23 protein-coding genes, 1 tRNA gene and 1 pseudogene are annotated in these 22,308 nt (G+C 71.6%); 9 read left to right on the top strand and 16 right to left on the bottom strand.

Annotated features, from left to right (window positions below; genetic code table 11):
* Positions 1–89 precede the first annotated feature (89 nt).
* Positions 90–1,445: an NAD(P)-binding domain-containing protein gene (locus ACP7TJ_RS16820; protein WP_387792244.1), complete on the top strand. Its 1,356-nt coding sequence runs from the start codon at positions 90–92 to the stop codon at positions 1,443–1,445.
* A 26-nt stretch (positions 1,446–1,471) separates the two neighbouring features.
* On the top strand, positions 1,472–1,933 hold the full coding sequence (locus ACP7TJ_RS16825) for an ArsI/CadI family heavy metal resistance metalloenzyme (protein ID WP_427763688.1): 462 nt from the start codon (positions 1,472–1,474) through the stop codon (positions 1,931–1,933).
* Positions 1,934–2,053: 120 nt separating this feature from the next.
* Here ACP7TJ_RS16825 and ACP7TJ_RS16830 read toward each other — a convergent pair whose 3' ends face one another.
* Positions 2,054–2,431 (bottom strand): PIN domain nuclease, encoded by a 378-nt coding sequence (locus tag ACP7TJ_RS16830; RefSeq protein WP_208839521.1) that lies wholly within the window; start codon positions 2,429–2,431, stop codon positions 2,054–2,056.
* Positions 2,432–2,454: 23 nt separating this feature from the next.
* Positions 2,455–2,631, bottom strand: coding sequence for a type II toxin-antitoxin system VapB family antitoxin (locus ACP7TJ_RS16835; RefSeq protein ID WP_189910135.1), 177 nt, complete (start codon positions 2,629–2,631; stop codon positions 2,455–2,457).
* Between the two features lie 244 nt (positions 2,632–2,875).
* On the opposite strand from ACP7TJ_RS16835, the gene ACP7TJ_RS16840 reads away from it, so the two are divergent.
* Together ACP7TJ_RS16840 and ACP7TJ_RS16845 are read left to right on the top strand one after the other, a co-directional pair.
* Positions 2,876–3,421 (top strand): SRPBCC family protein, encoded by a 546-nt coding sequence (locus ACP7TJ_RS16840; RefSeq protein WP_427763690.1) that lies wholly within the window; start codon positions 2,876–2,878, stop codon positions 3,419–3,421.
* A 327-nt stretch (positions 3,422–3,748) separates the two neighbouring features.
* Positions 3,749–4,090, top strand: a complete 342-nt coding sequence (locus ACP7TJ_RS16845) for a DUF5713 family protein (protein WP_189910136.1) — start codon at positions 3,749–3,751, stop codon at positions 4,088–4,090.
* 24 nt (positions 4,091–4,114) lie between these two features.
* Here the strand turns inward: ACP7TJ_RS16845 and ACP7TJ_RS16850 are convergent.
* A protein-coding gene (locus ACP7TJ_RS16850) for an IS5 family transposase (protein WP_394854457.1) occupies positions 4,115–4,991 on the bottom strand; the annotation gives its coding sequence in 2 pieces (ribosomal slippage) (positions 4,115–4,726 and positions 4,728–4,991; 876 coding nt in all).
* A gap of 116 nt (positions 4,992–5,107) precedes the next feature.
* On the opposite strand from ACP7TJ_RS16850, the gene ACP7TJ_RS16855 reads away from it, so the two are divergent.
* Together ACP7TJ_RS16855 and ACP7TJ_RS16860 are read left to right on the top strand one after the other, a co-directional pair.
* Positions 5,108–5,572, top strand: coding sequence for a hypothetical protein (locus ACP7TJ_RS16855; RefSeq protein WP_189910137.1), 465 nt, complete (start codon positions 5,108–5,110; stop codon positions 5,570–5,572).
* Positions 5,573–5,763: 191 nt separating this feature from the next.
* Positions 5,764–6,201, top strand: coding sequence for a hypothetical protein (locus tag ACP7TJ_RS16860; protein WP_427763693.1), 438 nt, complete (start codon positions 5,764–5,766; stop codon positions 6,199–6,201).
* 437 nt (positions 6,202–6,638) lie between these two features.
* On the opposite strand, the gene ACP7TJ_RS16865 is transcribed toward ACP7TJ_RS16860, so the two are convergent.
* From ACP7TJ_RS16865 to ACP7TJ_RS16885, 5 genes and pseudogenes are all read right to left on the bottom strand, one after another.
* Complete coding sequence (locus ACP7TJ_RS16865; protein ID WP_189910139.1) at positions 6,639–7,097, bottom strand: hypothetical protein; 459 nt, start codon at positions 7,095–7,097, stop codon at positions 6,639–6,641.
* Positions 7,098–7,161: 64 nt separating this feature from the next.
* A complete protein-coding gene (locus ACP7TJ_RS16870; protein ID WP_401407371.1) occupies positions 7,162–7,563 on the bottom strand; it encodes a hypothetical protein in 402 nt (133 codons plus the stop codon).
* A 470-nt stretch (positions 7,564–8,033) separates the two neighbouring features.
* Positions 8,034–8,454: pseudogene (locus tag ACP7TJ_RS16875) on the bottom strand (UTRA domain-containing protein).
* Between the two features lie 6 nt (positions 8,455–8,460).
* Entirely contained in the window at positions 8,461–8,772 is a 312-nt protein-coding gene (locus tag ACP7TJ_RS16880) for a hypothetical protein (protein ID WP_266398995.1), read from the bottom strand.
* 97 nt (positions 8,773–8,869) lie between these two features.
* A tRNA-Gly gene (locus tag ACP7TJ_RS16885) sits at positions 8,870–8,943 on the bottom strand.
* A gap of 268 nt (positions 8,944–9,211) precedes the next feature.
* On the opposite strand from ACP7TJ_RS16885, the gene ACP7TJ_RS16890 reads away from it, so the two are divergent.
* The 3 genes from ACP7TJ_RS16890 (at position 9,212) to ACP7TJ_RS16900 (ending at position 10,550) form a co-directional block, all read left to right on the top strand.
* Positions 9,212–9,370, top strand: coding sequence for a hypothetical protein (locus ACP7TJ_RS16890; RefSeq protein WP_167741100.1), 159 nt, complete (start codon positions 9,212–9,214; stop codon positions 9,368–9,370).
* 110 nt (positions 9,371–9,480) lie between these two features.
* Positions 9,481–10,056, top strand: a complete 576-nt coding sequence (gene dcd, locus ACP7TJ_RS16895) for a dCTP deaminase (RefSeq protein ID WP_048457072.1) — start codon at positions 9,481–9,483, stop codon at positions 10,054–10,056.
* Positions 10,053–10,550: a phosphoribosyltransferase gene (locus ACP7TJ_RS16900; RefSeq protein WP_167741242.1), complete on the top strand. Its 498-nt coding sequence runs from the start codon at positions 10,053–10,055 to the stop codon at positions 10,548–10,550. The genes dcd and ACP7TJ_RS16900 overlap by 4 nt, the downstream gene beginning before the upstream one ends.
* A gap of 79 nt (positions 10,551–10,629) precedes the next feature.
* On the opposite strand, the gene ACP7TJ_RS16905 is transcribed toward ACP7TJ_RS16900, so the two are convergent.
* The 8 genes from ACP7TJ_RS16905 to ACP7TJ_RS16940 all read right to left on the bottom strand — a co-directional run bounded on the left by ACP7TJ_RS16905 (position 10,630) and on the right by ACP7TJ_RS16940 (position 22,296).
* Positions 10,630–13,869, bottom strand: a complete 3,240-nt coding sequence (locus tag ACP7TJ_RS16905; RefSeq protein WP_427763696.1) for an FG-GAP-like repeat-containing protein — start codon at positions 13,867–13,869, stop codon at positions 10,630–10,632.
* Positions 13,870–14,024: 155 nt separating this feature from the next.
* Complete coding sequence (locus ACP7TJ_RS16910; protein ID WP_367549016.1) at positions 14,025–15,032, bottom strand: Yip1 family protein; 1,008 nt, start codon at positions 15,030–15,032, stop codon at positions 14,025–14,027.
* A 75-nt stretch (positions 15,033–15,107) separates the two neighbouring features.
* Complete coding sequence (locus ACP7TJ_RS16915; RefSeq protein ID WP_427763698.1) at positions 15,108–16,058, bottom strand: NADase-type glycan-binding domain-containing protein; 951 nt, start codon at positions 16,056–16,058, stop codon at positions 15,108–15,110.
* A gap of 581 nt (positions 16,059–16,639) precedes the next feature.
* Complete coding sequence (locus ACP7TJ_RS16920; protein ID WP_093764432.1) at positions 16,640–17,236, bottom strand: phage tail protein; 597 nt, start codon at positions 17,234–17,236, stop codon at positions 16,640–16,642.
* Entirely contained in the window at positions 17,233–19,191 is a 1,959-nt protein-coding gene (locus tag ACP7TJ_RS16925) for a putative baseplate assembly protein (protein ID WP_193457782.1), read from the bottom strand. The genes ACP7TJ_RS16920 and ACP7TJ_RS16925 overlap by 4 nt, the downstream gene beginning before the upstream one ends.
* The gene (locus tag ACP7TJ_RS16930; RefSeq protein ID WP_093764434.1) at positions 19,191–19,649 is read right to left on the bottom strand and encodes a GPW/gp25 family protein; all 459 of its coding nucleotides are present in this window, start codon (positions 19,647–19,649) and stop codon (positions 19,191–19,193) included. Before ACP7TJ_RS16930 ends, ACP7TJ_RS16925 begins: the two co-directional genes overlap by 1 nt.
* A complete protein-coding gene (locus ACP7TJ_RS16935; RefSeq protein ID WP_189910144.1) occupies positions 19,649–21,559 on the bottom strand; it encodes a VgrG-related protein in 1,911 nt (636 codons plus the stop codon). The genes ACP7TJ_RS16930 and ACP7TJ_RS16935 overlap by 1 nt, the downstream gene beginning before the upstream one ends.
* Positions 21,559–22,296 (bottom strand): LysM peptidoglycan-binding domain-containing protein, encoded by a 738-nt coding sequence (locus ACP7TJ_RS16940; protein WP_093764436.1) that lies wholly within the window; start codon positions 22,294–22,296, stop codon positions 21,559–21,561. The genes ACP7TJ_RS16935 and ACP7TJ_RS16940 overlap by 1 nt, the downstream gene beginning before the upstream one ends.
* Positions 22,297–22,308: the final 12 nt, after the last annotated feature.

Below are 22,308 nucleotides of genomic sequence, written 5' to 3' on the forward strand. Positions count from 1 at the left end.
AGCGTGCGTCGGCACCGCACGCCCCCTCCCCTGAACCGTCCACCGCTCCGACCTCCCTCCCCGAGCGACGAACCGAAGGAAGCACCGTCATGGAGAAGCAGAACCTGCCCGTCGTGGTCGTCGGAGCCGGCCCGGTCGGCCTGGCCGCCGCCGCACACCTTGTGGAGCGCGGCATCGAACCGCTGGTGCTGGAGGCAGGAGCGTCGGCCGCGACGGCCGTACGGGAGTGGGCACACGTCCGCCTGTTCTCCCCCTGGGCCGAGGTCACCGACCCCGCCGCCGAGAAGCTGCTGGCCCCGACCGGCTGGACACGCCCCGACGGGACGACGTACCCGACCGGCGGCGACTGGGCCGGGCAGTACCTCCAGCCGCTCGCCGACGCCCTCGGCGACCAGGTCCGCTACGGGGCCACCGTCACCGGCGTGGCCCGGGCCGGGCGCGACCGGATCGTCGACTCCGGCCGCGAGGAGCAGCCCTTCACCGTGCACATCCGGACGGCGGACGGCGGCGAGGAGCGGATCACCGCCCGCGCCGTCATCGACGCCTCCGGCACCTGGTCCACCCCCGGCCCGATGGGCGCCAACGGCCTGCCCGCCCTGGGGGAGAGGACGGCGGCCGACCGCGTCTCCTACCGCGTCCCGGACCTCAAGGACCCGGCGGTCCGGGCCCGGTACGCCGGCAGGCGCACGGCGGTCGTCGGCTCCGGCGCCTCCGCCTTCACCGCGCTCGCTCAGCTGGCCGACCTGGCGAAGGAGGAGCCGGGCACGCACGCGGTCTGGATCCTGCGCCGGGGCATCGGCGAGGCCACGTACGGCGGTGGTGAGGCCGACCAGCTCCCGGCCCGCGGCGCACTCGGCCTGCGGGCCAAGGCGGCCGTCGAGGAGGGACACGCCAGCGCCGTCACCGGATTCCGCACGGAGGCCGTCGAACGGGACGACGACCGGCTGGTCCTGGTCGCCGAGGACGGCCGTCGCCTGGACCCGGTCGACGAGGTCATCGTCCTGACCGGCTTCCGCCCCGACCTCTCCTTCCTCTCCGAGCTCCGCCTCGGTCTCGACGAGCGCCTTGAGGCCCCGACCGCGCTGGCCCCGCTGATCGACCCGAACGTCCACTCCTGCGGCACGGTCTACCCCCACGGCGTGAAGGAGCTCTCCCACCCGGAGCAGGGCGTCTACCTGGCCGGCATGAAGTCCTACGGCCGCGCCCCCACCTTCCTCGCCCTGACCGGGTACGAGCAGGTCCGCTCCATCACCGCCGCCCTGGCCGGCGACCACGAGGCCGCCGAGCGCGTCGAGCTGACCCTGCCGGAGACCGGTGTGTGCGGCGGCGCCGGCCTGTTCGACGAACCCGGCACCGCGCAGAGCGACGAGGGCGGCGGCTGCTGCGCGGCCCCGGCCACGCTGCAGATCGGCACCGGCGCCCCGGCCGCCTCCGGCGGCTGCTGACAACCACCCCCTCCAGGAGGTTCACCATGTCCCGCGTGCAACTCGCCCTACGGGTCCCGGATCTCTCCGCTTCCCTCGCCTTCTACACCAAGCTCTTCGGCGTCGAACCCGCCAAACTGCGCGACGGCTACGCCAACTTCGCCATCGCCGAACCCCCGCTCAAGCTCGTCCTGATCGAAGGAGAGCCGGGCACGGCGACACGTATGGATCACCTCGGGGTCGAGGTCGACAGCACGGAAGCCGTCCACGCGGCCACCACCCGGCTGAGCGAAGCGGGACTGGCGACCGCCGAGGAGAACGACACGGCCTGCTGCTACGCCCTCCAGGACAAGGTCTGGGTCCACGGCCCCGGCCAGGAACCCTGGGAGGTCTACGTGGTCAAGGCCGACGCCGACACCCTGACCAAGCGGAGCGCCGGCTCTGCCGACGCCGACGCCGACGCCGGTGCCGGTGCCGAGGAACCGGCCGGCGCCGCCGGCTGCTGCTGACCCGCCGACGGCCGACCCGCACACCGGCGAGGCCGTGACCGGAACGGAGGACCGGTCACGGCCTCGCGCCTCGCTGCCCGCCCGGCGTCATCACCAGCTGCAGTCGTCACTTGTCCCGTCTCACTTGCCGGCGTCCGGTCCGTACCACTGAAGTGCCTGGCCGGTGACGGCGGCGATGCACTCGAAGTCCCGGTCGCGGTGCAGGAGGGTCAGCCCTTGCAACTCGGCCGTGGCGGCGACCACGAGGTCGACGGCTCCGGCACTGCGGTGCTGTCCGCGCTCGGTGAGGATTTCCTGGACCTGCCAGGCGCGGTCATAGGCACGGTCGTCGACCGGAACCCAGCCGAAGAGCAGACGCACGTCCTCCATGCCTCGGGCGCGGTCGGCGGTGGAGCGTGCGCTGTAGAAGAATTCCAACTCGGTGATGGGGCAGGTCGCGATCAGCCCGGCCGCCGCTGCCCGGTCCCACCCGTACTGCTCGGCGTCGCCGCGCAGCATGCGGGCGAGCGCGCTGGTGTCGATCAGGACGCCCCCTCGGCCGCCGCCGCCCGCAGGCGGGTGAGGGCGAGAGCTCGCCGTCGGTTCTCCAGCACCTCGCGCAGCGCGGTGTTCACGGTCTCCTTCTTGGTGCCGGTACCCAGGGCCTTGGCCACCTCGGCGAGCAGCTGGTCGTCGAGGTCGATCACTGTGCGAGTCATCGAGTACACCTCCGTAGATATATAAGGTGCCATTGCAGATGTACGAGCTTGTCACCCTGAGGGAAGTGGTGACCTGCCGACGGGGTCGGTTCCGAGTCTCGGGGCGGTCGTCGCTGTTCACTGGCACGCGTCTGGCACGCCTCTCGTCGGCTCCGGGGCTGGGATCCGATGAGCTGTACCGACCCGCAGACCGCCCTACCGCCGGGGGACGGGAACGCTCCGCCCTGGCGGTGGGAAGATCACCGTGCCGGCGCGCCGTATCGAGGAGGGGGCCGAGGTGCCGTCCACCGAGCTGAAGCACACGTTTCAGATCGCCGCGCCGCCGGAGGAGGTCTTCGCGCACCTGGCCGAACCGTTGCACTACGTCGGCCTGTCGCCGCTCGTCGTCGCCGTCCGTGACGTGCGCCGCAACGGCGGCACCGTGAACTACACGGCCGTGGAGCGTTTCCGCTTCCTGGGCGTCCTGCGGCACGACAACATCATCGACGTCACGCTCGTCGCCGTCCCGGACGGCCTCCCGCACTCCGCCGAGATCTTCGGGGAGGTCCGCAGCCCCGGCCGGGTCCGCATGAGCTACCGCTTGGCCATCGACCGCCACGAGGCCGGCAGCGTCGTCACCGACCCCCTGCACCTGCGGACGCCCCGAGGCCTGCTCCGGTTCGCCGCCTCCCAGGCGGGAGCGGTCCAGCGGGCCCGGGCCCGTGTCCTGACGGACCGTCTGGTCTGGCCCGTCCGACGGCCTTCGCGCGGGCAGCCCGGCGGCGAAGGCCGTACGCAGGGTCGATCCTGAAGGCCTGGCACCCGCTTGCGAGGTTGGGCGATCACGCGCGTGACCTGCGGATTCCGTGCCATGGACAGAGTCCGCCGAACTCACCCCTGCGGATCCCTGCGGACCCCGGTTCCCCGTGAGTCCCCGTCCGTTCTGGCACGAGAGTGGCACGGCCACGGGACCGTGCCTTGGGCCCCTCGTCGCGAACTACGGGCGCCAGTCGTTCGTGGTCTGCTAGGGGGTGTTGTGAAAGTCCTGGTCGCACGTGGTCTGGCGCCAAGGGTGGCGTCGATGCCAGCGGTGCTGTGAATGATCGGCGAGTCAGCTCGTCGTGGAGAGGAAAGTGCCGTGCCGATCACAAACCAGCAGGTATGGGGACACGCGTTCCTGCGGGAGATGTTCGACGACTCGTACTTCCCTGATCGCATCGTCGAACGGGGCAGGGGGATTCTGCTGAGTCTGTGCGAGCGCATCGAGGCCGAACGGCCGTCGGATCTGGAGGCCCTGTATGCGCTCACCCAGGCTGCCACCGAGGAGTTCAACCTACTGGACAGGGAGTTCATGGCGGCCGGGAGCGGGATCGAGACGGTCGCTCGCGAGTGGATCTGCGACGAGTTCTGCTTCGTCGCATCGGCATACGAGTTCACGGACGCGGATGCGGAGGAGCTGACCGCCGGCCGGGACTGGTGACCGAGGACGGGAACGCCACCCCGGTCAGAGCCACTCGTTGAGAGTTGCGATCAGCACGGTCGCCTCGTAGCGAACAGCGAGCTTGTCGTACCGCGTAGCGACAGCACGGTGCCTCTTGAGGCGGTTGATCCCGCACTCGACCGCATGACGCTCACGGTAGTCAGCCTTGTCGAACTTCGGCGGTCGACCGCCGCGGGAGCCGAGCTTCCGCCGGTTCCGCGCCTGGTCGGCCTTGTCGGGGATGGTGCAGCGAATCCCGCGGCGACGTAGGTAGGCGCGGTTCTTGCGGGAGGCGTAGGCCCGGTCCGCCCGCACCCGATCGGGGCGGACCCGCGGCCGACCCGGTCCGACACGGGGCGCGTGGACCCTCTCCAGAACAGCTTCGAACTGCGGCGAGTCCCCACGCTGCCCAGCGGTCACCACGATCGACATAGGCTTCTGCCCCTGCTCCACTGCCAGGTGAAGCTTGGTAGTGAACCCGCCGCGCGACCTCCCCAGCCCATGGTCGCCAGGCTCCTTGAAGATGCCGCCCGGCGGTTCCTTCTGAAGGTCGCCGTGCTTGCGAGCTCCAGCCGCATGCTGATGCGCGCGGCAGACCGTGGAGTCGACGCTCAGGTCCCATGTGATCGCCCCCCCTCGCGTCGGCCAGGGACTGGAGCCGGGTGATGATCCGCTGCCAGGTACCGTTTCGCTGCCACCGGCGGAAGAGGTCATAGACCCGACTACACGGTCCGCACTCGGCAGGGACATCCCGCCACGGCACGCCGGTCCGGACACGGAACCGTATGCCGTCGATCAACTGCCGCCGAGCCCAGAGCGGCGGTCGCCCTGCCCTGGCTCCCCTCGGCAACAACGGCTCCAGTACCGCCCACTGCTCGTCTGTGAGATCTCCCCGACCCATGAACCGTGATCATCCACAGCTCAAGATCCACTTTCGATACACGGCCTAGCCCCGTTGGGCAGTCGATCTCCTGCCTGCGTCCTTAACGGGGCGTCTCCTCCGGCATCCTGTCCCACGTGACATTGATCCGTGCGGTGGCGATCGGCCTTCTTGCCGGGGGTGCGGGAGCCCTGATCTTCGACCCCAGAGGTGAGGGACTCGACCACCTGCGTCTCGCCCTGCTGACGGGGTTGCTCGTCGGTCAGCTCCTCACGGTCCCGGTCTCACTGGTGGGCGGGTCCGTCTGGGCGCGGCCACGGAAAGGGGGGTCGACTCGCCTTTACGACTTTTCCCTGGGCTTTCTGCTCATGGCCTTGGGCGTTCTGGTCGTTACCCAGTCGCAGGCAGCGGTGACTTGGCTCAGCACCGAGCCGACCCCCGGTGGCGTTGGCGATCCGGATGGAGAGATCTCCATAGCGGGGTTGGCCGGCCTTTCCGGATACCTGATGGTCCTCGTCGGCCTGGCGTTGCTGGCGAATGCCGTCTGGACGAGTACGCGGGCAGGTGGCCTGCGGCCCACTGTGGAAGCCTCTCAGGACTAGCATCGAGGTTCCCGAGAGGGCCCCAGTCTGGAAGATCCCGTACGTGGATTCCTGTTGACCTGCCAGTTCGCTGACCTGCAGGGGAGCGGCTTCGTCACGCTCGTTCCCCGTGGCTCCGCCCCCGCCCCCGGCCGATCGGGCACGCGGCACCCGCCAGGCGCGCAGATCGCCGGATCGAGCATCATGTGCGCATGCTGCTGACCTTCGGTCCCGACCGCCAGACTCGCGAGTTCACGTGCGACTGCTGCAATGCCCCCATTGAGCGGGCGTGGGACTTCATCTATGCCGACGGTGCTCCGCACGCCGTGTACTTTGCGAACTGCTACCACCACACTGACCGAGACCACGATGCCTGGATAGACGTCATCTTCGGTACGTGGGGCGAGGGGCCAGACCAGTGGAGTGACCATGTTGCCTTCGCCTGCCGTGTCGGTCCGGTGATGGGGCAGACCACGCCCGCCTCCACGCTGGTGACCGCCGGCCTGGCCCACCCTGATGGGCCGCTCTTCGGGCGCAAGCTCGACCGCAACGCCGCCTTGCAGCACCCGCGGCTGAACGAGTTCTGGAAGGTCTCGGACTTCGTCCTGGAGAACGACCCACTGGTGCGAGGGCACATCTACGGCCGCTAGGAGACGAGGCCGGCTGAGCCGTCAACGATGGTCAGCGTTGGCCGTCGTTGAGTACCTCCGCACGGCCCAGAGACGGCCCGAGCGGGGGTGCTGTCGGTGTGCGCCCCTCGATGCGGACTATGGGCGGGGCGGTCGCTGAGGTCTGTATGGCTGGCCGCCCGTGTCAGGAGGAGGTCGCCGCCGACCTCGACGCGACCGTCCGGAAGGCTCGGTCCGCCGCTGCGCGGGAGGCCGACAAGAAGCGTTCTGGCACGCATCTGGCACACGGCGAGTGATCACAGCGGACAGCGAAAAGGCCCGGGTCTCCGATCTGGGCCTTCTTCATAGATCGGGTGACGAGAATCGAACTCGCGCTCTCAGCTTGGGAAACTGCGGTCGTTTGCGGATGGCTCGGCCGCTGCACCCCGGCCTTCGCCACGCTCCCCGTCGGCGGTTGGTCAACCGCCGTAGTGGCTGCGCAGATCCTCGGTGATCTTCGACATCAGCCCTATCGCGCCTTGCGGTTGCATCTCCGCCAGCGGACGTTCCGTCTGGGGGTCGTAGGCAGTCAGCCCCGTTTCCTTCTCGACGATGGCTGAAAGGGCGAAGACCTTGCCGAGTACGACTGCGGCATCGTCCCCTGCGTGCCAGTAGGGCACAGTGATGCTCACCTCGTCACCGAAGACGGACAGGTCGATGCCGGTGCCCGAGTGGCTGAGGTCTCGCGACTCCTGCTCGTACTCCGTGATGTCCACTTCGCCCAGCAGCATCCGGGCCTGCGGCACTATTCGGTCCCAAGCATCAAGGAGGCGGGCAGGGATCGGCTCGCTGCGCTCGGCCGCGTCTTCCATCGCCTCCAGGACCTCATCCCAGGACTCCCCGTTGCGTCGGCTCATGAAATAGATGTCGTAGCTCATCGCGTGATCGTGGACACTCCTCTCGCTGGCCACAGTCGGCCTGATCTTTCCTGACGAGGGTTGCTCACCAGTTCCGCCACCGGTCCGTGAGCTCGTGCCGACCGAGCCCGCGCCTGGCGGTCAGGGCCGCGACGTCGACTCCCTGCTCGGTGAGCGCCTCATCGATGTAGGCGCACAACTGCTCGCGGGCGTCGGTTTCGAAGGCGTGCTCGTCGTGAGCCTTGTTCACGGCGTTCAGAGCCAGGACAACGCGGCCCACTGCGGCGAAGATCCGTGTGTCGTCACCTTCGGCGAGCGTGGGCAACTCAGCTTCGAACACGTCGAGGACGGCATCGGTCTTCAGCAAGAGCTCTTCAGGGAACAGCTCGACCATGCACGCGCAGTCGGGATCCAGGGTGCCAGCGACAAGCTCCGCGGCCTCTTCGGCTATGCCTCTGCGCCAGTTCGTCGTCGGTCTCTCAGCCATGGAGCGGACCGTACAGCGCAAGTCTGACAGCAAGACCCGCTTTACGAGGGAACCCCAGCTTGAGAAGCTCAGGTGATTTAGGGGCGGTTGGCCGGCTGACCTGGTCGGGAGGCTGCTGGCGTCCGATTGCGTGTGGGACCGCTGCCTGGTTTTCCCGTGGTTCCCCGCAGGATCTCGCACGGGTCTGGCACGTCTGCTTTCTACGGACGGCAGAGCCGGACTTGTTGATGTCAACGTTGGATGTCAGCGAAAGAGCCCCGGAACCGGGCATGCCTCCAACGGTTCCTCGGGCCGGTCCGCCCACTTCCACCACGTGTGCCGATCGGCGCACCGCCACAGGGACCGGCAAGATCTCTGGCCGTCGTCGTCCCGTCCGGACAGCACGAGACCGCCCGGCTTCAAGGGCTGGCTGCACTCGGGACAGGGCGGGGAGTCGTCGACCATACGACGACCCTAAGCGGGGCCGTCCATCAGTTGATCGGAATCTCGTAGACGATTTCGCAGAGCGCGGCGGGCGCCACGATGTCCGCGGTCTCCACGTGGCGGCCCTGGTCGCTGTAATACGTCCGTCGGATGTGCGTGACGAGCGAGCCCTTCTGGATGCCCAGGAGTGAGGCCTCCTCGGCGGTCGCTTGCCGGGGTTCCGGCTGCTCCACGCCGTGGCTGACGGTGATGCCGATCGCGGCCATGCGGTTCATGACCCCTGCCCCGGCGTGCGGCCCTCCCTCGGGGAGGACGACGAGAGTGCCGGTCCCCTTGCCTGCCCACAGCCTTCATGTGGGCGCGGAACGGCGAGCCGCTGGGCTGTTCACGCGCGGATGACCGGACCACGCGCACGCGCCGTCGGGGCTCGGCGACGTAGGTGCCGGAATCGGCGCGGCCCTCGAGCACCCCCCGTCAGATGCTGGCGAATGCGGACAGCAGAGTGTCGGTTCGGAGCTGGAGCTCAGGCGTCTCGACTCCGGTGACGCTGACGGACATCACCTCGCTGCCGACAGAGCGGGCGAGGCCGACTTCCAGGGTGGCGCTCGTGCCGGCGAGCGGATACGAGTACCAGCCGTCGGACTTCTCGTCGTCGGTGTTCCGGACGCCGGTTTCGACGGTGTCCCAGTCGGTGTCATCGAATGCGTAGTCGATGTAGCGGGACAGCAGCTCCAGGAAGGCACGCAGGTTGCGGTCCATGATCCATCCGGCGATCTGCTTGCTCATGTCCTCCCCCAGTGACGAGGCGATCAGTGTTCTGGCAGCGGCGAGTGATCGCAGCGGACAGCAAAAAGGCCCGGGTCTCCGACCTGGGCCTTCTTCATGGAGCGGGTGACGAGAATCGAACTCGCGCTCTCAGCTTGGGAAGCTGATGTTCTACCATTAAACTACACCCGCGCAAGATCCAGAACCGCTCCACCGGGAGTGGTCCGGACGCTCGCTCACTGTACCTCATGGCAGGCCCCCGGTGTCCAAGACCCGGGGGCCTGACGGTGTTTCAGGGTGTGGAAGCGGCTGCGGCGGGCACACGGCGGGGCGTACCGTGAGGCCGTGGCGTGCGACCGGGGTGCCGCCTGGAGGACCGTTCCTTTCATCCCGTAACGTGGCTTTTGTCGTCAGGGCAGCAAGCCAGACGCGGCTCTTGGGGAAGGGACTCTTGGACTTGATGGAGCGCACCGTCGTCCGCTGTGCCGATGGGCACGTGTTCACCGCCGCCTCGTTCCCGATGCAGCAGGCCGAGCGCCTCGGCCCCGGCCGGCTGCTGCGGTGTCCGCGCTGTGCGCGGCTTCGCAGCGTCGTGCCGGTGACGTTGATGAAGCGGTAGCGGGGAAGCGGGCAGCCGGGCAGGAGCGGCAGGGAACCCGCAGACAGAGGGCGTGGGCGCGCGGGGCGGCCGGTTTCGGTCGTCGCGCGCGCCTTGCGTATTCTCGGGGCGTGCTTCTCTCAGACAAGGACATCCGGGCCGAGATCGACGCCGGGCGGGTGCGTATCGATCCCTACGACGCATCCATGGTGCAGCCGTCCAGCATCGACGTACGTCTCGACCGCTACTTCCGGGTGTTCGAGAACCACCGCTACCCCCACATCGACCCCTCCGTGGAGCAGACGGACCTCACACGGCTCGTGGAGCCGGAGGGGGACGAGCCGTTCATCCTGCACCCGGGCGAGTTCGTGCTGGCCAGCACGTACGAGGTCATCACGCTGCCCGACGACCTCGCCTCCCGCCTCGAGGGCAAGAGCTCGCTGGGGCGGCTCGGGCTGGTGACCCACTCCACCGCCGGGTTCATCGACCCCGGGTTCTCCGGGCACGTGACCCTGGAGCTGAGCAATCTCGCCACGCTCCCCATCAAGCTGTGGCCCGGTATGAAGATCGGGCAGCTCTGCATGTTCCGGCTCAGCTCGCCGGCCGAGCACCCCTACGGCAGTGAGCGGTACGGCTCCCGTTACCAGGGGCAGCGCGGGCCGACGGCCTCGCGGTCCTACCTCAACTTCCACCGGACGCAGGTGTGAGCGGTATGCGCGAGAACCTCAGCTACGAGCAGTTCGGCGTCGCGGTCCGCGAGCTCGCCCAGACCATCGCCGACGACGGCTACCAGCCGGACGTGGTGCTCAGCATCGCCCGCGGCGGCGTCTTCGTCGCCGGCGGTCTCGCCTACGCGCTCGACTGCAAGAACATCCACCTGGTCAACGTCGAGTTCTACACCGGCGTCGGGACGACCCTCGAGATGCCCGTCATGCTCGCGCCCGTCCCCAACGCGATCGACTTCACCGACAAGAAGGTGCTGATCGCCGACGACGTCGCCGACACCGGCAAGACGCTCAAGCTGGTCCGCGACTTCTGCCTCGACGCCGTCGCCGAGGTGCGCAGCGCCGTCATCTACGAGAAGGCGCAGTCGCTGGTGAAGTGCGAGTACGTGTGGAGGCGCACCGATGAGTGGATCAACTTCCCGTGGAGCGTCCAGCCGCCCGTCGTGCGCCGGGACGGGCAGGTGCTCGACGCCTGAGGTGTGAGGCGGCGGGAACAGGGGTGGCCCCCGGCGTGATGTGCACGCCGGGGGCCACCCCCGTCTTTCCGCGCTCGGGTCAGTGCAGGCCCTTGAACGTGTTCCAGCCGCCCGAGCCGACCAGCACCCGGCTGCTGTACGTGCCGGTTCCCGTGGACGCGTACCGCCACAGCCTCCCGGCGGTGTCGCGGGCCAGCAGGTCGGTGCGGCCGTCGCCGGAGAGGTCGCCGGTGCCGACGAGGGCGGAGTAGGCGTTCCAGCCGCTGCCGACCTTCTCCCGCCTGGTCACGCTGCCGGCGGCGGTGCCGTAGTACCGCCACAGGACACCGGCGGAGTCCTGGCCGAGCAGGTCGCCGCGTCCGTCGCCGTTCAGGTCACCGGCGCCGGTGATCCACTTGTACAGCTTCCAGTTCGCCTGGATCCGCACCCGGGTCTTCAGGCGGTGGTCCGCCGTGCCCGCGTAGAAGTAGATGTCGCCGGTCGTGGTCTGGCGGGCGATCAGGTCGACGCGGCCGTCGCCGTTGAGGTCGCCGGGTGACGTCAGCTGGTCGTACTGGCCCCAGCCCTGGCCGATCACCGTGTACGGCGACGAGGCGCCGACGACCTTGCCGCAGCCGGGGCGGTAGGCCCGCAGCTCGTTGCCCACCCGGACCAGTACGTCGGCGCACCGGTCGCCGTCCACGTCGCCGACGGGCACGAGCACCGAGCCGGCGGGAAACGCCCCGGCGGTCCCGGCGGTGCGGGAGTTCACTCCGCCGGTCCCGGTACCCCGGTACATCCACACGGCCCCGGCGGAGTCCGTCGCCAGCAGGTCGCCGAAGCCGTCGTCGCCCGCCATGTCCCGCCACACGGCGGCGCCTCCGGTGACCGGCACGGTCCCGGAGACCGACAGGTCGGCGCCGGCGCCGTCGGCGGGCTTCGCGGTCAGGGTCCAGGTGTAGGCGCCGTTCGGGACGTACCGCCCGGCCGCGTCCTTGCCGTCCCAGGAGGCCGGCAGGAGGCCGCGGGCCTCGCCGCCGGACAGGGTGCGCACGGCCTTGCCGCTCGCCTTGTTCCTCAGGGTCAGCGTCCAGGAGGCGGCGGGCTTGGACAGCCACCAGCGCGACGTCCAGGTCTTCCCGGCCCTGATGTCCAGGGCGGTCGACGTCTCGGCGTCGATGACGGCGATGCGGGAGGCCGGGACGCCCGAGGGGACGATCCGCACCCGGCGGTCCGCGCCCGCGTAGGCGACGTGTCCGCCGAAGCGGTCCACGGTCCATCCGGCCCGGGGCACGGTCCGGTCGCCCAGCTCCGCCGCGGTGACGATGACGCGCTGGGGCAGGTCCGCCTCGGTGGCGCCGGCCTGGAGGCCCTCGTGCAGGTCGACGAGGGTGAGGCCGGTCGTGTCCGACTGGCGGACCAGGTAGCCGTCCCCGAGGAGCGCCTTGCCGGTGCCGACCTTCAGGGAGCGCTTGGCCTGCCGGTCGTAGACGCCGCCGCCCCGGTAGTTGGGCCAGGAGTCGTCGCACTGCCAGTACACCCAGCGCCCCACGGCCTGGAGTTCGCGGGGGACGCACCCGGCGTCGAAGGTCTCGCCCGCGGCGCCCGTCGACAGGTTCTTCGCCGTCACCGTGGTCGGGAGGTTCTGATCGGGGTCGTCCCAGCTGCTGGTGGCGCTCCACAGCTGGTTGCCCCAGACGGCCGACGCGACGACCTCCCGCTTCTCGAGGACGCTGCCGGTGTCGCCGTCCCCGAAGCGCAGGACGGCCTGCGAGCCGCCCCAGGCCTGGTCGACCACGCCGTACCGGCCGGACAGGTCGACGAGTTCGGGGCTGCCGAGTCCGGAGGTCACCCGCGGGCCCCAGGCGGAGTCGCCGTTGCGGTAGAGCATGGTGACGTCCTGCTCGGTCCCGGCCTCGCGGCCGTGGTGCCCGTCGCCGGAGGCGAACATGGTCACGCAGGGGCCGCTCTCGGAGTCGCCGCAGTCGATGTCACGGCCGCTGACGAGGCCGTCGACGGTCGAGTTCAGCTCCTCGGGGCGCCCGGCGGTCTTCAGCCAGGTGCTGCGGTAGCCGCCGACGTAGGTGCCCGGCATGTACAGCTTGGAGTCGTCGGCGGTGGTGAGGATGCCGCTGCCCAGCGAGATGCCGAACGGTTCGGCCTCCCGGTCCTCGATGTCCGCGACGCGCTTGCGGGTGACGGTGCCGTCGGCGGCGGGCGTGAGGAGGTAGTACCCCCAGTCGAGCGGGCCGTAGTCGGTGTCCTTCTCGGCGCCGGTCACCAGCAGGGAGCCGTCGGGCGTGCGGTGCAGCGAGGGGGAGGCGACGGTCAGCAGGGTCGTCGAGCGGCCCTCGGCGTCCCTGAGGGACAGCGGGTTGCCGCGGTACTGGTTGTTGCCGGGGTTGGGCGGGGACACGGTGGCGAAGCCGTCGGCGAAGGGCAGGATCGTGTCGTCGTACGCGCCGACGTCCCGCAGGTCGAGGGTGACCGGCTCCGCGTCCAGGTCGTCGCGGCGGTACACCTGGGCGGCGTAGGACTCCGGGGCGCCGAGGTGGAAGACGGTGTCCTGGTCGAAGGTGACGCTCTCGCCGTGGGGGGAGAGCGTCTTCACCTTGCCGGTGGCGAGGTCGACGACCCACCACCCCTGGTACATCGTGGTGTCCTCCCACTTGATCGCGCGGACGGCCACGGACCGGGAGTCGCCGGTGCTGATGGTGAGGTTCCAGCCTTCCGGCAGGCCCTCCAGCTTCTGGTCCCGCACCTGGCCGTTCTCCGTGCGCAGCAGGTGCAGGCTCGTTTCGGCGTTCTCGGCGCCGGTGCGGGTGATGACGGTGTCGCCGTAGGTGGCGACGTAGGACTGGCCCTCCGGGATCGGGACCGTGACCGTGACCGTCGGTCCGTCGCCCGCCCGCTGCTGGAGCGTCACGTGTGGGGACGGGGACGCCGCGTAGAGGGCGACGGTGTCGGAGCCGTGACCGAAGTCCCCGGGGTGCTGCGCGAAGCGGAAGTCGTCCACGTCGTAGGCGAGTGGCTTGGGCAGCCGGTGGTCGAGGACGGTCGTGGCGCCGGTGGCGTAGTCGATCCAGCGCAGGCGGTCGTCGCCCTCCTGCGCGGTGAGGAAGCCGGTCTCGCCGGTGTTGAGGACGAGGGTGGCGCGGGGCACGAAGCGGGCGCCGGGGCTGATGACGACGGGTTCGGCGGACGCCGTGGCCGGGTCGGCGGCGGTGGCCGTCCCCGTGGCGGCGCCGAGGCCGGCGGTCACGGCGAGCGTGACGGTGAGAGCTGTACGGCCGAGCGCACGCCGACGGCGCACGGCCCGCTTGTCCAGCGGACGATTCACGTGTGAAGTCCCTCCCCAGGGCGCTGCGCAGGGGGGCGTATCACGATGTCGCCGCTCGTCCTGCGCGAGCAGGGCGACAGTAGCAGGAGGTGATCACGGCGCGGCAGAGGCGGGCCCCCGGCGTGACGTGCACACCGGGGGCCGGCCGGGCAGGTCTAGAACGTGCCGAGCTTCACGATCGACAGCAGCGCGATCAGCTGGATGGACGACGCGCCCAGGGCCTTCGGCCAGGGCAGGTCGTGGGAGCGGCTCACCATTGCGGTGAGCAGCGCGCCGCCCGCCACCCAGGTGGCCCAGCCGAGGAGCTGCACGAACGTCGCGTCGCCGCCCGCGAACGTGGCGAACACCAGACGCGGGGCGTCGCTGATGGACATGATCAGCATGGACAGGCCGACCGTGGGCTGCCAGGCGCCGTTGCCGCCGAGCTGGCGGGCCAGCGTGTGGGTGACCACGCCGAGGACGAACGCGCTGAGCACCATCGCCACGGCCGTCGTCAGCACGATCGGGATCGCGTTGGACAGCGTCGCGTTGATGGCGTCCTCGCGGGCGCCGTCGAAGCCGAAGACGGCGAGCAGGCCGTAGAGGAAGGTCACGACGAGGGCGGGGCCCCACATCGTGTAGTCGCGCATCCGCAGGAACGTCTGCGGCGGCGACAGGACGATGCCCTTCAGCAGGGCCTTCCAGTGCAGCCGGGGGCCGACCGGGCCGGCGGGCGGCTGGTAGGCGTCGTCCTGCTGGTACGGGTCGTCGATGGAGAAGGCCTGGGTGTGACCGGGGTTGTTGGCCGCGTACGGGTCGTGCGGGGCGCCGTGCGGTCCGGCGGGGTAGCCGCCGTCGCCAAAGTACTCCGGCTCGCCGTGACCGCCGTGACCGCCGTAGCCGCCCGGGCCGCCCTGGCCGGCGTGCGGCTGCGGCCACGGGCTTGTGCCGCCCGCGCCCTGCCCGTAGGCGGGCGGCTGCGGCGCCGGGGGGTAGCCGTACGACGGCGCCGGCGGTGTCCGCCGCCCGTGCGGGGGGTGGGGCGGTCGCCCCTGGGGCGCACCGTCGTTGTTCCGTCCGCGTCCGATCCTGAATCCAGCCACGTCCTCGAACGTACCTGGTCCCGGGCGGCCGTGTGCCGGGCCCCGGCCACGCGGACGGGCATTGCTGCCGAGCTGTGACATCACCTAGGGGGAGTACCCGGAGCCGTGCCCGGGTCCGGCCCCGGACCCACCCCGAGGCGGGTCCGGGCGGGGGTGTCAGGAGGTGGTGTTCGACCGGCCGAAGAACTCGATCTCGGCGATCGCCACCTGCTTCTCCGGGCCCGCGTTGTAGGCCGACCGCAGGACGAAGCGCACGGTCGTCACCTCGCCGACCCGGAACGGGCGGCGCTGGCCGCCCGCGCTCTGGTCCAGGGTGAGGGTACGGGTGATCTTCTCGCCGTCGGCGAGGGTGATCTGCGCGTCGATACGGCGCGGGAGGGCCGACTCCGACAGCTGGTCCGCGCGGGTGGAGGTGCCGGGGGTGATCACCAGGTCCAGCAGGCGGGTCGGCTGGTCGAAGGTGACCTCCAGCCACTCGCCCTCGGCCGCCTGCGAGATGCCGGGCCCCCACCAGGTGTTGTTCAGCTTGTCGAAGGCGAGACCCGCGCCGTGCCCGGTGTACGAGCGGGACGCCTTCACGGCGGACGGGCCGACGGGGGCGCGCTTGGCGAAGTGGTCGCGGGTGGCCTGGATCATCGTGCTGAGGTTCATCACCAGGGCGACGACCAGACCGATCACCACGGCGCCGACCACCCAGTTCCACACCCGGCCGAACCCCCGGCGCAGGCGCGGGCGTTCGCCCGCCCACGCCGACTCGGCGCTGCGGTCGGCGAACATACGGCGCCACCACGGGAGGCGCCCCGGGGCGTCCTCGCCGCGCGTCATCGACATGGCGCAGCGCGCGCAGAAGTGCCGTTCGGGGCGGTTGGGGGTGGAGCACCAGGGGCACGGGACGCCGCCCTCCGCGTCCGCCTGCGGGCCCACGGCGCGGACCTGGGGGCGGCGGGCGGCCGTGCGGCCGGGAAGGACGGGGGCGACGGCGGGGTCCTCGGGGCCTTCGCGGGGTTCGCTGTCGGCGACGGGGACGAGGAGGGAGCGGGCCCGCTCGGACGCGTCGCTGTCGGCATCCCCCTGGGCGCGCGGCGGTTCGGCGGCTGCGGACGGCACGGAGGGAAGGGGTTCCGTGTCGTCCTCGGGGGCCGTGACCTGGTCCCGGTCGTCCCGGTGACCGGCGGCCGAGGCCCGGCCCCGGTCGTCCGCGGAGGGGACGGCGCCTCCCGGCGCCGCGCCGGCCGCGGCGACCGAGGCGGCTTCGGCGTCACCGATGGCCGCTCCGGGCGCACCGGGCGCACCGGGCGCACCGGCCCTTCCGGCCGCACCGGTCGCCCCGGTTGTACCGGCGTCACCGGAGGCTCCGGCCGACCCGGAGGCCCTGGCTGGCCCGTCGGCACCGGACGCTCCGGCCGACCCGGAGCCTCCCGTGGAACCGGAGCCTCCCCTGGAACCGGAGCCCCCCGTGGAACCGGAGCCCCCGGTCGCCGCGGTCCGGGCCGCGGGCTCCGTCGTCCGGGCCGCGGGCTCCGGCCGCGCCGGCTCCGTGCGGGTCCGCTCGGAGCGGCCCGCGCGACCCCCGTCGGCCCACCCCAGCACCGCTCCGCAGGAGTCGCAGAAGGACTGGCCGGGCTCCGCCGGGGTGCCGCACTCGGCGCAGCGGGAGGCGGTCCGGCCGGGGCCGGAGGACGGGCTGGTCATCGGTCGGTGGTCCTTTCGGCGACGGTCGCGGCGATGACCTCGACCGTGTACGGCATGTGGGCGGGGCGGGCGGCCGCGACGAGTGCGTCCAGCCGGTGGTGGTCGGCGGGGGTCGGGTCGGGCAGCCTGAGGGAGACGTGCAGGTGCGGGCGGCGGTCGCCGGGGACCGGGCCGAGCGGGCGGGCGTGCCAGGCGGCGCCGCCGCTCTCCCGGATCTCGGGCGGTACGCCGAAGACCAGGCGTACGGCCTCGGACAGGCCGCGCCGGGTGCCCCGTACGCGGTGCAGGCGGGCGGCGGCGGCGACGGCGGCCCGCAGGCGGAGTTCCGCCGAGGGGGCGCCCGCCGGGCCGGTGTCGTGTTCGATGCCGTCGGTCTCGGCGCCCACCCAGTCGGCCAGCCAGCGGGTGAAGTCCAGCGGGGCGAGCGCCGGGTCGAAGTACGCGTCCAGGTTGTCGAGGACGACCAGGAAGGGCGCGAGGACCTCGTCCAGGCCGGCGACGAAACGCTGGGCCAGGTCGTCGTCGGCGAAGATCGCGGGCAGCATCGCGCCGATCGGCGCGGACGAGCCCAGCCCGTCGACGGAGCCCCTCATACGGTGTCCCCGATCACGCGGACCCGGTGGTCGAAGGAGAACACCAGGGACGGGGCGGACAGGTCGATGCGGTCGGTGGCCTCGCCGCGCTTGCCGGTGATCGGGTCGGCGGGGTGCAGGAGGACCTGGTCGACGAGTTCGACGCCGGGGACGCGCTGGAGCACGGCGAAGATCTCCCCGGCCTGCACGGGCCGCCCGAAGGGCCAGCCGGTGCCCTCGGCGCCCCCGGTGAGCGGGTCGAGGTGGCGGTAGAGGGCGTCGTGGGCCTGGCGGCGGACCCGGTCGGTGTCGGTGCCGCGGAAGGCGTGCACGGTGGCGACGACGGTGACGCCCTGGTAGTACGGCGGGCCGACGGCCAGCCGGGTGCCGATCAGGCGGCGTTCGTCGAGGTGGCGGGTGATGCGGGAGAGCAGCGCGTCGCCGGGGACCAGTTGCTCGAACCGCAGCCGCCCGCCCGGGTCGGGGACGGCCTGGGGGACCACCAGCACCCGGACCGCGTAGGCGCCGTGCTCGCTCTCGTCGCCCTCCAGGCAGGTGATGCGGGCGGTGTCGGGGGCGGCGCGGCGGGCGAGCTCCTCGTAGTCGCGCAGGGTCACCGCGCGTTCCTGGGCGCGCAGGGTGACGGGCGCCCGGGTCTTCGCCTCCTCGACGGTCTCGCCGTCGACGCCGCCGCGCGCGGCCTCCCGGTTGACGACCTCGGAGACGTACGGCACGGAGCGGCGCAGGACGCGGACGGCGCCGCGGGCGACGTTGCCGGCCCTGCCGCCGCCGGTGCGGTAGCGGCGGGCGCGGATGACGGCGCCCTTCGGGGGGACGGCGCCGTACTGGCGGAGGGTGCCGTCGGGTTCGCGGACGGCGGGGCCGAAGGCGATCTCGCCGGTGGTGGCGTCCAGGGTGATGTGCCGGTCGTGCGGGCGGGAGCCGGCGAAGTGCGGGACGACCTCCCAGTCGGTCCAGCCGCCGTGCTCGGCGGTCTGCAGCAGGAGGGGCGGGGTGTCGCCGACGACCGGCGCGTGCGCGAGACGCAGCCGCTGCCCGGGCAGGCCGGTGGACTCGCCGAGCGCCTCGTCGTGGACGGTCTCGGCGTGCACGGCGGAGGCGGTGCCGCCGAGGGTGTACGCCTCGGCGGCCCGCACGGACGGGGAGGTGGTGTAGAAGGGCTGGCCGGGGAGGGGTTCGGTGACCCGGCAGCGCAGCCAGCCGCCTTCGTGGCCGCCGCTGCGGGACAGCACGTGGCCGCCGGGGACGTGCAGGACGACCTCGCCGGGCCGGTTGAGACCGCCGGTGACGTCCCGTTCGACCTCGCACTCCGCCCAGCCGTCCTCGGTCCACGCCTCCCACACCAGCGGCGGCTGGCGCGGGTCGACGCCGACGCCGTCGACGCGGCTGTCGAGCTCCAGGGCGACGGCGCAGTGCGGGACGGCGGCGCTCAGCCCGAACAGCATGCAGTCGCCGGGCCTCGGCGCCTCGGAGAAGCACAGCACGTCCTTGCCCTCGGCGAGGTCGTCGGTGCGGTCGGCGACCGGCTCCCCCTGCTGCTGCACGGCGATCCTGCCCAGCGAGCACGGCACGAGGACGAGGTCGCGTTCGGTGGCGAAGACCACGGCCTCCTCCCGCTCGGTGCGGGTGGTGGCCGCCTCGGTGCCCTCGGGCAGCACGACGGGGTCGTCCTGCGGCGCGGACAGCCAGAAGGTGACGTCGGTGCGCGCGGCGGTGGGCGGGAACCGGGTGATGCCGACGAGGTCGAGGAAGGCCAGGTGGTTCTTCTCGGGCACCCGGTTGAGGCGGTACACGATCTGGTCGGCCATGTGCGCGACCGCCTCGATCAGGGTGACTCCCGGGTCGGAGACGTTGTGGTCGGTCCACTCCGGGGCGCGCTGCTGGATGTAGCGCTTGGCGTCATCGACGAACTGCTGGAAGCGGCGGTCGTCGAGGTTCGGGGAGGGGAGGGCCATCAGCGGTCGCTTTCGGGGTGGGGGCCGGACTCGCCCGCGCCGGCCGTGCCGCTCGTGCCGGGCTCGTCGTGGGAGGGGATGACGTAGAAGGGGAAGACGAGGCTGCGCGGGTTGTTGGTGCCGCGGATCGAGTAGCGGACGTCGATGTGCAGCACGCCCTCGCCGGGACCGGCGGTGACCCGCACCTCCTCGACCTCGATCCGCGGCTCCCAGCGGTCGAGGCTCGTGTACACCTCGTGCTGGATGCGGCCGGCGGTGGCCTCGTTGACGGGGGCGAAGACCAGCTCGTGGATGGCGCAGCCGAACTCCGGGCGCATCGGCCGCTCACCCGGCGCGGTGGCCAGGACGAGCCGGATGGCCTCCTCGATCTCCTTCTCGCCGCTGACCAGGGCGATGCCGCCGGTGGGTCCGATGCGCATCGGGAACGCCCAGCCGGAGCCGACGAACTGCTCGGCCATCAGATCACCGGCTTTCCGTTGGCGGTGAGCAGCCCCATGACGGGCACGGTGGCCGCGCGGATGCCCACACTGGCCGCCGCGTTGATCTGGACGCTGCCCATCGCGGTGAGGCTGGCCAGTCCGGCGGCCTTCAGTGACAGCGCGCCCTTCGCGTCCACGTTCACGGCGCCGACGGACGAGCTGAGGCTGACCGCGCCGCGCCCCTGGAGGGTGAGCGGTCCGCCGCTCCTGATGGTCACCGACCGCTTCCCGTCGAGGGTGAGATCGGTCCCGGCCTCGACGGACACGGACCGTCCGCCCTTGATGACGACGGTGCCCTCGCTGTCGACGGTGATCTCCGTCTTGGTGCGGTCCAGGTTGATGACCAGCTTGTCGTCGCCGGAGACGACCCGGACGCCCTGCTTGCGGGCGCCGGTGGTCTGGCTGAGCAGGTCGACGCGGTTGGCGTCGCGGTCGGACAGGGTGTGCCGGATCGCCCGCCGCTTCACGCCGTCGTGCAGCGGCACGTCCCGCACCGGGGAGGGCTTGTCCACGCCGTTGTAGAGCCCGCCGACGACGAACGGGTGGTCCAGCGCGCCCCGGTCGAACGCCACCAGCACCTCGTCGCCCACGTCCAGCGGGAAGATCCCCCCGCCGCGCTTCCCGCCGAGCTGCACGGTCCGCGTCCAGTCGGAGACGTACGTGTCGTCCAGCCACGGGAACCGCAGCTTGACCCGGCCCTGCTTGAGCGGGTCCTGCACATCGGTGACCAGGGCGTTGGCGACGCTCGGCAGCCGGGGCGCGGCAGCCGCGGCGCCGCTGCCCGCGCCGCCCGAGGTGAGCCCGAACAGGGAGCGCCACTGCCGTCCGCTGACGGTGATCCAGGTCTCGTAGTGCTTGCCGTCGCCGAACACGTGCCGCGCGGACGTCACCGTGTACTTGCCCTCGAAGGGGGCGCCGACGTCGGTGAGGGTGACCGGCACGCCCGGCCGCAGCTTGGGGTTGCCGCGTACGACGACCTCCAGTTCGGCGAAGGACGAGGTGACGTCGTCGGCGAGGGAGTCGGCGGCGTACTTCACCTCGTTCTGCCGGTCGTACGGCTTCTCCGTCTCGACGAGGGTGACGGTGCCGAAGGCGGAGGCGGCCTTCCGCGGGGTGGTGCCGATGTCGATGCCGGGATGGGCGGCGGTCGGGGCGGTCGCGGTCAGCTCCTTCTTCGCGACGACGTCCCAGCCGCGCGCCTCGACCCGCCCGAACTGGTCGGCGGCGGTCACCGCGGCCCGGCAGCGCAGCACGTCGGCGCCGGCCTGGAGGACGTACGGGCTCTTCTCGCCCGGGGTGCTGGTCGGGGGCGCGCCGGAGGCGGGGTCGGGGCCGGTGAACTGGAAGCGGCCCTTGGCGTCCAGGGACATCACCCGGTCGTTCTCGTCGGCGAGCCGGGACAGGAAGTCCCAGTCGGAGACGTTGGCCTGGCTGATGAACTCGTAGACCGTCCTGGTGCCCTGCACGGTGCCGACGGTCAGGCCGTCCTGGGCGGCGAGCGTGCGGGCGATGTCGGACGCGGTCTGGTTGCGGTAGGCGGCGACGCGGCGGCGGCGCATCATCCGGTGCCCGCGGTCGTAGCCGCGGATCACGGTGAAGGTGCCGGTGCCGTCGTAGTCGGTCTCCATGCCGGTGACCTCGCCGGTCAGCAGCGGCTCGCCGGCGCCCTTGCCGTGGGCGACGGGCGCGATCACCACCTCGGTGCCGAACCGGATGCCGAGCTTGCCGAGCACCAGCCCGTGCGCGTCCCGGAACGTCACCCGGAACGCGCCCGGCACCCCGGCGCCCAGGTCCACCCAGCCGCCGACCAGCAGCGGCGCGAAGTACGGCGGTACGGGCTTCCCGTCGAAGGTGACGTCGACGATGTTGGAGAAAGAGGGCTTGACCATCAGGACGCGACCTCCCCGGCCGCCGGAAGGATCAGTTCGGTGCCGCCCGGCAGCCGGGACGGGTCGTCGATGTCGTTGGCCTCGGCGATCGCCCGCCAGGCCGCCGCGTCCCCGTACTCCCGCCAGGCCAGCGACTGGAGCGTGTCGCCCGCGACGACCCGGTGCACGCGCCGCGCGGTGAGGGCGCCCGAGGTCGGGTTCTGGCCCTTGGTCTGCCCGGGGATCTCGTTCAGCTCCACCTGACAGGCCGCCCGGACCGGCACCCCCGTCGTGCCGAAGAGCGTGTACGTCGCCTGCACGCTCCCGATGTACGCCGTGAACCGCGCCGTCGAGAACGACCCCCACTCGAACACCACCCACGGCGTCGACGGCTGGTCCGCCGCGATGGACTTCGCGGTCACCTCGCAGCAGGAGAACAGCGCCTCGACCTTCTTCAGCACGCTGCTGTCGCCCGGGTCGCCGGAGGAGTCCAGGAAGATCTCCATCGACAGGCTCCGGCCCTCCGCGCCCATGAACTCGGGCAGCGGGCCGTCGCGCAGGGCGGCGGACGGGGTGCTCTTCCACTGGGCGCGGCGCGTCAGCGTCAGCTGCGCCGGGTTGAAGTCGAAGTCGAAGGTCCTGATCAGACCGCCCGGTGTGGTGCTGTCGCCGATGGGGGGCTCGTGGATGGCGAGCGTGGCGCGCACCAGGCTCTTGCCCGCGCCACCCGTGGAGCCCTTGCCTCCCTTGCCTGCCATGTCCTTCGTCTC

The organism is Streptomyces sp. DSM 41931, from assembly GCF_050271085.1.
GTDB lineage: Bacteria > Actinomycetota > Actinomycetes > Streptomycetales > Streptomycetaceae > Streptomyces > Streptomyces albogriseolus.